Below are 7,012 nucleotides of genomic sequence, written 5' to 3' on the forward strand. Positions count from 1 at the left end.
CATCGGCCGAGGCCATCAGGGGCCCCGGGCGCAGGCCGAACATGCCCACCGGAAATCCCGGCGCATTGTGCAGGCCATAGACCTCGTTGATGCCGAAACGGTCCATCATGCCGTCGTCCACCATAGCCTTGCCGCCCGCCCCGCCCTCTTCGGCCGGCTGGAAGATCAGGGCGACAGTCCCGTCGAAAGCCCGTGTTTCGGCAAGGTATTTCGCGGCACCGAGCAGAATGGCCGTATGCCCGTCATGCCCGCAGGCATGCATCTTGCCCGCAACGGTCGAGGCGTGTTCAGCCCCCGTCGCCTCGTGGATCGGCAGTGCATCCATATCGGCGCGCAGGCCCACCACCCGGCCGCCGGGGCCGTTCTTTCCGTGAATGAGGCCGACGACGCCGGTGCGGCCGATGCCTTCCACCACCTCGTCGCAACCGAATTCGCGCAGTTTCGCTGCAACAATGCCCGCCGTCCGATGCACCTCGTAGAGCACTTCCGGATGGGCGTGGAAATCGCGGCGCCAGCCGGTTACCTCGCCCTTGAGGGCCGCAATTCGCGGATCGATCTTCATGGTGTCTCCTTCGCGAGGGATGTCCGGTGCGAGCCGCCAGGGCTCCCGGGCCGCGCGACCTCCCGATCACGTCTTGAAGCTACTCCACTTCGCGCCATAACGAAAAGGGAGGTCTTTCGGAAATCGGATCAGTTCAGCGCATAGCCGCACATCCCGCGTGGTATATCGCCCGGGATTCGCTTCGCTCGTGACAAACGGTTTCCATTTCGTTTAGCCTTCCATCAAGGGCGGTCCGGGAGGCTGTCCAGCAAGAACAGGGAGAGTTCCATGAAAATGACCATCCGGGGCCTGCTCGCGGTCCTCGCCACGACGACGATGCTCGCGGGCGTCGCCGAAGCACGCACCCTGAAATGGGCGCGTTCCGGTGATTCGCTGACGCTTGATCCGCATGCCCAGAACGAGGGGCCGACCCATACCCTCGCCCACCAGATCTACGAACCGCTGATCATCCGCGACCATACCGGCAAGCAATTGCCGGCGCTGGCGACCAGCTGGGGCGTCACCTCCGATCCCGCCATCTGGGAGTTCAAGCTCCGGACCGGTGTGAAGTTCCATGACGGCGCTGATTTCGATGCGGATGACGTGGTCTTCTCGCTCGAGCGCGCCATGCAGCCCACCTCGGACATGAAGGGCCTGCTGACCTCCATCGAGAGCGTGACCAAGGTCGATTCCCACACGGTGCGCATCAAGACCAAGGGGCCCAACCCGCTGCTGCCCAACAACCTGGGCGACCTGTTCATGATGGACAAGGGCTGGGCCGAGAAGAACAACGCCACCAAGGTTCAGGACTTCAAGAACAGGGAAGAGAACTTCGCGGTCCGCAATGCCAATGGCACGGGCCCGTTCTTGCTGGTCAGCCGCGAGCCGGACGTGAAGACCGTGCTGAAGCGCAACGACAATTACTGGGGCAAGGCGGAAGTGCCGCTTGAGGTGACGGAAGTCATCTACACGCCCATCAAGGCGGATGCGACACGCATTGCCGCGCTGCTCTCGGGCGAGATCGATTTCGTGCAGGACCTGCCGGTGCAGGATATCGAGCGCCTCAGGCAGGATCGCAAGCTGCGGGTCAATTCCGGGCCGGAGAACCGCACCATCTTCTTCGGTTTCAATGTGGGCGATGCCGATCTGAAGTCTGACAATGTCGAGGGCAAGAACCCCTTCGCCGACAAGCGCGTGCGCCAGGCCATGAACATGGCGCTGAACCGCGCGGCCATCCAGCGTGTGGTGATGCGGGGTGAAAGCGTGCCGACGGGTGTCATCATGCCGCCCTTCGTGAATGGCTGGACCAAGGAACTCGATGCCGCTCCCGCCGTGGATTTGGCCGCCGCGCGCAAGCTGCTCGCGGATGCCGGCTACCCCAACGGGTTCTCGACCACCTTGCATTGCCCGAATGATCGCTACGTGAACGACGAGGCCATTTGCCAGGCCGCTGTCGGCATGTGGGGCGCGATCGGGGTCAAGGTGAACCTGGTCAGCCAGTCGAAGTCCATCCACTTCACGCTGATCCAGAAGCAGCCGCCGGAGACCGACTTCTTCATGCTCGGCTGGGGCGTGCCGACCTTCGATTCGGATTACGTCTTCTCGTTCCTCTACCACACCCGGGCCGGTTCGCGCGGCAGCTGGAATGCGCTCCGTTATTCCAATGCCGAGATCGACAGCAAGATCCAGACGCTGTCCTCGGAAACGGATATCGCCAAGCGCAATGCCACGATTGCGGATATCTGGGGCCGCCTGAAGGAAGAAGCCCTCTATATCCCGTTGCATCATCAGACCCTCGCCTACGGCATGAAGAGCGATCTCGACATTCCGGTGGATGTGTCAAACCAGCCGAAGCTGAAGTTCGTGTCCTTCAAGCGTTCCTGACTCACCCGGCGCGGCGGCATATCGAGGGTGCCGCCGCCCTTTTCCTGATTGTCGGAGCGCCATGTTCGCTTATGCCGTTCGCTCTCTCGCGCAGGGCCTTCTTGTGCTCGTCGCGGTTGCCTTCATTGCGTTCTCGATGTTTCGCTTCGTGGGCGATCCCGTCGCGAACATGCTCGGGCAGGAAGCCACCCTGCAGGACCGGCAGGAGCTTTCCGAGCGCCTCGGGCTGGATGATCCCTGGCCCGTGCAATTCGCTCGCTTCATCGGCAATGCGGCAACCGGCGAATTCGGCGTCTCCTTCAGGCAGGCGCGGAAAGTGTCGGACCTGATCAGGGAACGCCTGCCCGCAACGGTGGAGCTTGCCGTGCTTTCCGCCCTGGTGGCCACGTTCTTCGGCGTGCTGCTGGGCGTTTATGTCGCGATCAATCGCACAGGGCTCCTCTCGAACGCCATCATGTCGATCAGCCTGATCGGCGTGTCCTTGCCCACCTTCCTCATCGGCATCGGGCTCATCTATATTTTCGCGGTGGAATTGCGCTGGCTGCCCTCCTTCGGGCGCGGCGAAACGGTGAAGATCGGCTGGTGGAGCACCGGCCTGCTCACCGAAAGCGGACGAAGATCGCTTGTCATGCCGGTGCTGACGCTCGCCTTCTTCCAACTTACCCTCATCATGCGGCTCGTGCGCTCCGAAATGCTCGAGGTCATGCGCGCGGATTTCATCCGCTTCGCGCGTGCCCGCGGCCTTGGTGAGCGTGTCATCGAGCTGCGCCATGCCCTGCGCAACACCCTCGTGCCGGTGGTGACGATTGCCGGCCTGCAGCTCGGCTCGATCATCGCTTTCGCGATTGTCACGGAGACGGTCTTCCAATGGCCGGGCCTCGGCGCGCTCTTCGTCAATGCCGTGCAATTCGCCGATGTGCCGGTGATGGCGGCCTACCTGATGTTCGTGGCGGCCGTGTTCGTGATTACCAACCTGATTGTCGATCTCCTCTATTTCCTGCTCGATCCTCGGCTTCGTTCGGGCGGCCGCACGGCGAAGGGGCATTGAAATGACCGATATGCCCCGCAACCCCGCCGAACCCTCGCGCTTCCAGCGCATCTGGGAAAGCGATGTGATGTGGTCGTTCCGGCATTCGCCTGTGGCCATCGTCTCGGCCATCGTCTCGCTGGTGATGATCTTCGGGGCGATCCTCGCGCCGCTTTATGCGCCGCAGGACCCCTTCAACCCGGCCTCGCTGAACCTGATGGATGGCCTTACCCCGCCAGGCAAGGTCAATGAATTCACTGGGCAAACCTTCCTCCTCGGGTCGGACAGCCAGGGCCGGGACATGTTTTCCGCCGTGCTCTATGGCACGCAGGTCTCGCTGCTGGTGGGCGCGGCCTCGGTGCTGTTCTCGGCGGTGATCGGTGTCTTTCTGGGCTTGATGGCCGGCTATATCGGCGGGAAGACCGAGGCCGTGATCATGCGCGTCGCGGATGTCCAGCTCTCCTTTCCGGCGATCCTCATCGCGCTGCTCATCTTCGGTGTGGCGCGCGGGATCATTCCGCCAGGCCAGCAGGAGGACGCTACGCTGATCCTGCTGATCCTCGCCATCGGGCTTTCGAACTGGGCGCAATATGCACGCACCGTGCGCGGTTCCACCTTGGTCGAGAAGAACAAGGAATACGTGCAGGCCGCGCGCGTCATCGGCCGCTCGCCCCTGCTGATCATGCTCAAGCACATCCTGCCGAATGTGATGGGTCCGGTGACCGTGATCGCCACCATCAACCTCGCCCTGGCCGTCATCGAGGAGGCAACGCTCTCCTTCCTCGGCGTGGGCATGCCACCCACGCAGCCGTCGCTCGGCACGCTCATCCGCGTCGGCCAGCAATTCCTGTTTTCCGGGGAGTGGTGGATTCTGCTCTTCCCGGCGCTCACGCTCGTCATCCTTGCGCTGGCGATCAACCTCCTGGGCGACTGGCTGCGCGACGCGATGAATCCGAGGCTGCGCTGATGGCCGGGAAACCCGTTCTCGAGGTCTCGGGCCTCACGCTTGATTTCGCCACGCGTCGCGGCACGCTGCGGGCGCTGGATGGCGTGTCATTTTCCATTGCACGCGGCGAGGTGCTGGGCGTCGTGGGTGAAAGCGGCGCGGGAAAATCGCTCACCGGCACCGCGATCATCGGGCTTGTCGAACGACCCGGCCGCATCACGGGCGGAGAAATCCATCTCAACGGCCAGCGGATCGACAACCTGCCACCGAAAGAGATGCGCGCCATCCGCGGGCGCAAGATCGGCATGATCTTCCAGGACCCGCTCACCTCGCTGAACCCGGTCTTCCGCATCGGTGACCAGTTGATCGAAACCTTGCAGGCGCATCTGCCGCTCTCGAAGGCGGAAGCGCGCCAGCGGGCCATCGAACTCCTTACGGAAGTGGGCATCCCCGCGCCCGAGAAGCGCATCGATGGCTATCCGCATGAATTCTCCGGCGGCATGCGTCAGCGCGTGGTGATCGCCCTGGCGCTGGCTGCGGGGCCGGATCTCATCGTCGCGGATGAGCCCACCACCGCGCTCGATGTGAGTGTTCAGGCGCAGATCATCACGCTGCTGAAACGGCTCTGTCGCACGCGCGGCACCTCGGTAATGCTGATCACCCATGACATGGGCGTGATCGCCGAGACAGCCGATCGCGTGGCGGTCATGTATGCCGGGCGCATCGTGGAAATCGGGCCGGTGGCCGAGGTGATCCGCCATCCGCGTCATCCCTATGCGCGCGGCCTGATGGGTGCCATTCCGGCGCTCGACACAAGGGTGAAACGCCTGACGCAGATCTCCGGCGCGATGCCCCGTCTTGATGCGATCCCCAAGGGCTGCGCTTTTCAGCCGCGCTGCTCGATCGCCATTCCGCGCTGCGCGACCGACCGGCCGGAACTCGTGCAGGCTGGCGCGTCGCGGGCTGCCTGCTGGCTCGCCAATTCGGAAGCCGAGGTGCCGGCATGAGCGAGCCCATCCTCGAGATTTCCAATCTCCGCCGCCTCTTTGATGTCTCGAAGCCGTGGCTCGAGCGCTTCATTGCCCGCGAGCCGCGCCAGGTGCTGACGGCGGTGGATGAGGTGTCGTTCTCCATCCACAAGGGCGAGACCTTCGCGCTGGTGGGGGAATCCGGCTCCGGCAAATCCACCGTGGCCAAGATGGTGGTCGGTCTTCTGCAGCCCAGCGGCGGCACGGTGCGCTTCACGGGCGTGCCCGAGGGCGAGCGGCCCCGCCCCGGCAGGGTGCAGATGATCTTCCAGGATCCCTATGCCTCGCTCAATCCCCGCTGGCGCGTGGCGGATATCATCGCCGAGCCGATGATCGTCACCCGTGCCCGCACCGGTGCCCGCACCGACGCCGCCAGCCGGGCCGCCCGCGTGGCCGAGCTGCTGACGCTGGTGGGTCTCTCTCCCAAGGATGGCGACAAGTATCCGCACCAGTTCTCGGGTGGTCAGCGCCAGCGCATCGCGATTGCCCGCGCCCTTTCCTCCGAGCCGGAATTCATCGTCTGCGACGAACCCACTTCCGCGCTCGACGTGAGCGTGCAGGCGCAGATCCTGAACCTGATGCGCGAATTGCAGGAGCGGCTGGGTCTCACCATTCTCTTCATCTCGCACAATCTCGCCGTGGTGCGGCACATGGCGAATCGTATCGGCGTGATGTATCTCGGGCGTCTCGTGGAAGTGCAGGAGAGCGATGCGCTCTTTCTCGCGCCGAAGCACCCTTACACGCGCCTGCTGATCGATGCCGTGCCCAACCTCGCGGAAATCGGCCGTGATCGCGTGCCGGTTCAGGGCGAGGTGCCAAGCCCGATCAACCCGCCCACGGGCTGCACCTTCCATCCGCGTTGTCCCGTCGCGATGCCGATCTGCTCGCGCGAGAGGCCGGTCTTCCGCGAGGGAGCGGCCTGCCACGCGCTTACGCCACAGGCCAGGGCTGCGGAATGATCAGGGATTGATTTCGGCGCGGGGGCGCAAGGTGCGATAGCGACCGCGCTCGACCGACATCAGCACGATGGCGAAGACGGCGAGGCCGTGGAACCACCAGGTCTGCGTCGCGTTGCGGTCGAAGAGCGCGACGGTCATCGCGGCGGACAGGGCGGCGAGCGTCGCCGGGGCAAGCTCATAGCCAAGCTTTCCTGCCGCGATGAAGGCCCAGGCGACGGGGATCGCGAAGAACAGCGCGCCCAGGACGCCGAGATCGAACCACAAGTCGCTAATGAGGCTCACCGGAAGTTCAGGGCCGATCACCCCGATGACCCGCGCTGCGTTGCCGGCGTCGAAGCCGCGGCCGGTGAGGAAATGCAGGGGCTCATCGAGGATCATCTGCCACCAGCGCTCCAACCCTGCCATGCCAAGCTGGCTTCCGAAGGCGCTGGCGAAGGGGAGCAGCAGAATGGCGGCAGCCACGGCAAGGCCGACAATGCGGCCTGCCGCCTCCGGGCGGTTCCAGGCCAGGGCGAGCACCAGAAGGCTTGCCGCCAGCGGGCCGAAGGCCGCCCGGTTGGGGCCCAGCGCGATGGCGGTGATCACCAGCACCATCAGCGCGAAGGCCATGCTCCTGCGGTTCTTGAT

The 7,012-nt window shown here is 64.3% G+C and carries 6 protein-coding genes and 1 pseudogene; 5 read left to right on the top strand and 2 right to left on the bottom strand.

The genetic code is table 11. The annotated features are described in order from the left end of the window. Positions 1 to 562: amidohydrolase (locus ACKODO_RS04320; RefSeq protein ID WP_408982222.1), on the bottom strand; the 562-nt coding region annotated here is incomplete at its 3' end. Between the two features lie 267 nt (positions 563 to 829). Here ACKODO_RS04320 and ACKODO_RS04325 point away from each other — a divergent pair. The 5 genes from ACKODO_RS04325 to ACKODO_RS04345 all read left to right on the top strand — a co-directional run bounded on the left by ACKODO_RS04325 (position 830) and on the right by ACKODO_RS04345 (position 6,385). Continuing rightward, on the top strand, positions 830 to 2,425 hold the full coding sequence (locus ACKODO_RS04325; protein WP_408982223.1) for an ABC transporter substrate-binding protein: 1,596 nt from the start codon (positions 830 to 832) through the stop codon (positions 2,423 to 2,425). 61 nt (positions 2,426 to 2,486) lie between these two features. Beyond that, positions 2,487 to 3,473, top strand: coding sequence for an ABC transporter permease (locus ACKODO_RS04330; protein WP_408982224.1), 987 nt, complete (start codon positions 2,487 to 2,489; stop codon positions 3,471 to 3,473). A 1-nt stretch (position 3,474) separates the two neighbouring features. Then, on the top strand, positions 3,475 to 4,419 hold the full coding sequence (locus tag ACKODO_RS04335; protein ID WP_408982225.1) for an ABC transporter permease: 945 nt from the start codon (positions 3,475 to 3,477) through the stop codon (positions 4,417 to 4,419). Further along, on the top strand, positions 4,419 to 5,405 hold the full coding sequence (locus tag ACKODO_RS04340) for an ABC transporter ATP-binding protein (protein WP_408982226.1): 987 nt from the start codon (positions 4,419 to 4,421) through the stop codon (positions 5,403 to 5,405). Before ACKODO_RS04335 ends, ACKODO_RS04340 begins: the two co-directional genes overlap by 1 nt. Further along, on the top strand, positions 5,402 to 6,385 hold the full coding sequence (locus ACKODO_RS04345) for an ABC transporter ATP-binding protein (RefSeq protein WP_408982227.1): 984 nt from the start codon (positions 5,402 to 5,404) through the stop codon (positions 6,383 to 6,385). Before ACKODO_RS04340 ends, ACKODO_RS04345 begins: the two co-directional genes overlap by 4 nt. On the opposite strand, the pseudogene ACKODO_RS04350 reads toward ACKODO_RS04345, so the two are convergent. Beyond that, positions 6,386 to 7,012: pseudogene (locus ACKODO_RS04350) on the bottom strand (hypothetical protein); the annotation flags it as partial. It abuts the gene before it with no gap.

Source organism: Rhabdaerophilum sp. (assembly GCF_046092605.1).
Classification (GTDB): domain Bacteria; phylum Pseudomonadota; class Alphaproteobacteria; order Rhizobiales; family Beijerinckiaceae; genus Rhabdaerophilum.

What these genes read in the sequence shown, in the direction of transcription:
- ACKODO_RS04335 (WP_408982225.1), top strand. Translation starts at nt 3,475, where the DNA reads ATGACCGATATGCCCCGCAACCCCGCCGAACCCTCGCGCTTCCAGCGC.
- ACKODO_RS04325 (WP_408982223.1), top strand. Translation starts at nt 830, where the DNA reads ATGAAAATGACCATCCGGGGCCTGCTCGCGGTCCTCGCCACGACGACG.
- ACKODO_RS04345 (WP_408982227.1), top strand. Translation starts at nt 5,402, where the DNA reads ATGAGCGAGCCCATCCTCGAGATTTCCAATCTCCGCCGCCTCTTTGAT.
- ACKODO_RS04340 (WP_408982226.1), top strand. Translation starts at nt 4,419, where the DNA reads ATGGCCGGGAAACCCGTTCTCGAGGTCTCGGGCCTCACGCTTGATTTC.
- ACKODO_RS04330 (WP_408982224.1), top strand. Translation starts at nt 2,487, where the DNA reads ATGTTCGCTTATGCCGTTCGCTCTCTCGCGCAGGGCCTTCTTGTGCTC.